Below are 1,700 nucleotides of genomic sequence, written 5' to 3'. Positions count from 1 at the left end.
GCCGTTGGATCGGGCGGGCTGCTGCCTCTGCGCGCGCCCGCCCCGCCGCCCTCGCGCGGCGGGGCGGGCCCGTCACGCCCGTCCCCGGTTCTGACGACTGTCTCCAGTTCTGACGACGGAACATTGGCGGATCGCTCACCCGTCCTCCGGGGCCGACAGGTGAGACTGGTGGGGTATCGCCCATCCACGTACAGGGGAACTCATGACCGGGTCACGCGTCCTGGCTCTCGGCCATTACCAGCCCTCCGGCGTGCTCACCAACGACGATCTGGCCAAGCTCGTCGACACCGACGACGCCTGGATCCGCAGCCGGGTCGGCATCCGCACCCGCCATGTCGCGGCAGCGGACGAGACCGTGGACGCGATGGCGTCCGCCGCCGCGGCCAAGGCCCTGGCCACCAGCGGCCTCGCCCCGCACGACATCGATCTGGTGCTGGTCGCCACGTGCACCGCGAGCGACCGCAGCCCCAACACCGCAGCCCGGGTCGCCGCCCGGCTCGGCCTGGACGCACCCGCCACCATGGACATCAACGTCGTCTGCTCCGGCTTCACCCATGCGCTGGCCACCGCCGACCACGCCATCCGGGCCAGTTCCGCGACGCATGCGCTGGTCATCGGCGCGGAGAAGTTCACCGACGTGGTCGACTGGACGGACCGTTCGACCTGCGTCCTGGTCGGCGACGGGGCGGGCGCCGCGGTGGTCACCGCCTCGCCGGAGCCGAAGATCGGTCCGGTGCTGTGGGGCTCGGTGCCGCAGATGGGCGGCGCGGTACGGATCGAGGGCGAGCCGGCCCGGTTCTCCCAGGAGGGCCAGACCGTCTACCGCTGGGCCACCACACAGCTGCCGGCCATCGCCCGCAAGGTGTGCGAACGCTCCGGTATCGCGCCCGCGGATCTCGCGGGCGTGGTGCTGCACCAGGCCAATCTGCGGATCATCGAGCCGGTCGCGGCGCGGATCGGCGCGGTCAACGCGGTGGTCGCCAAGGACGTCGTCGACTCCGGGAACACCTCCGCCGCCTCGGTGCCGCTTGCCCTGTCCAAGCTGGTCGAGCGCCGCGAGATCGCCTCCGGCGACCCGGTGCTGCTGTTCGCCTTCGGCGGCAATCTCTCCTACGCGGGGCAGGTCATCCGCTGCCCGTAAGGGGCCGGACCACGTCCGATTCGTTCAAGACCGCGGTGGGGCGGGCTGCCTACGCTCGCCCCATGACGACCTCTCCTTCCCCGGCCACACCCTCCACCGCCACCCCGCGCTTCGCGGCCATCGGCATGGTGGTCGCCGACATGGCCGCCGCGCTCGCCTTCTACCGCCGCCTCGGCCTGGACATCCCCGCCGACGCGGATACCGCCCCGCACGCCGAGGCACAGCTACCCGGCGGCCTGCGGCTGATGTGGGACTCGTACACGACCGCCCGCGCCATCGACCCTGACTGGACGCCGCCGCAGGCCGGTGCCCCGACAGGGCTGGCGTTCGAGTGCGACGGTCCCGCCGGCGTCGACAAGGTCTACGCGGAGCTCACCGACGCCGGCTACACGGGCGAGAAGGCTCCGTGGGACGCCTTCTGGGGACAGCGCTACGCCGTCGTACAGGACCCGGACGGCCATGGGGTGGATCTGTTCGCGCCGCTTCCCTAGATGAATGAGTCCGATGTTCTCAGTGGTCGTAGGCGATCAGGGATCGTTTGGTCTTGGCGCCGGTGGTC

At 71.6% G+C, this 1,700-nt stretch carries 2 protein-coding genes; both read left to right on the top strand.

What is annotated here, in order from left to right:
- The first annotated feature begins 202 nt into the window (after positions 1–202).
- Positions 203–1,141 (top strand): beta-ketoacyl-ACP synthase III, encoded by a 939-nt coding sequence (locus tag DY245_RS33055; RefSeq protein ID WP_128510845.1) that lies wholly within the window; start codon positions 203–205, stop codon positions 1,139–1,141.
- Positions 1,142–1,203: 62 nt separating this feature from the next.
- Entirely contained in the window at positions 1,204–1,632 is a 429-nt protein-coding gene (locus tag DY245_RS33050; protein ID WP_128510844.1) for a VOC family protein, read from the top strand.
- Positions 1,633–1,700 lie beyond the last annotated feature (68 nt).

This window comes from Streptomyces inhibens, assembly GCF_003389455.1.
In the GTDB taxonomy this organism is placed as follows: Bacteria; Actinomycetota; Actinomycetes; order Streptomycetales; family Streptomycetaceae; genus Streptomyces; species Streptomyces inhibens.
The sequence above is the reverse complement of the archived record's forward strand: the minus strand, read 5'-3'. Positions and strand labels throughout refer to the sequence as shown.

Bases quoted from the DNA above. Each gene is read 5' to 3' on its own strand.
- DY245_RS33055 (WP_128510845.1), top strand. From the start codon at position 203: ATGACCGGGTCACGCGTCCTGGCTCTCGGCCATTACCAGCCCTCCGGC.
- DY245_RS33050 (WP_128510844.1), top strand. From the start codon at position 1,204: ATGACGACCTCTCCTTCCCCGGCCACACCCTCCACCGCCACCCCGCGC.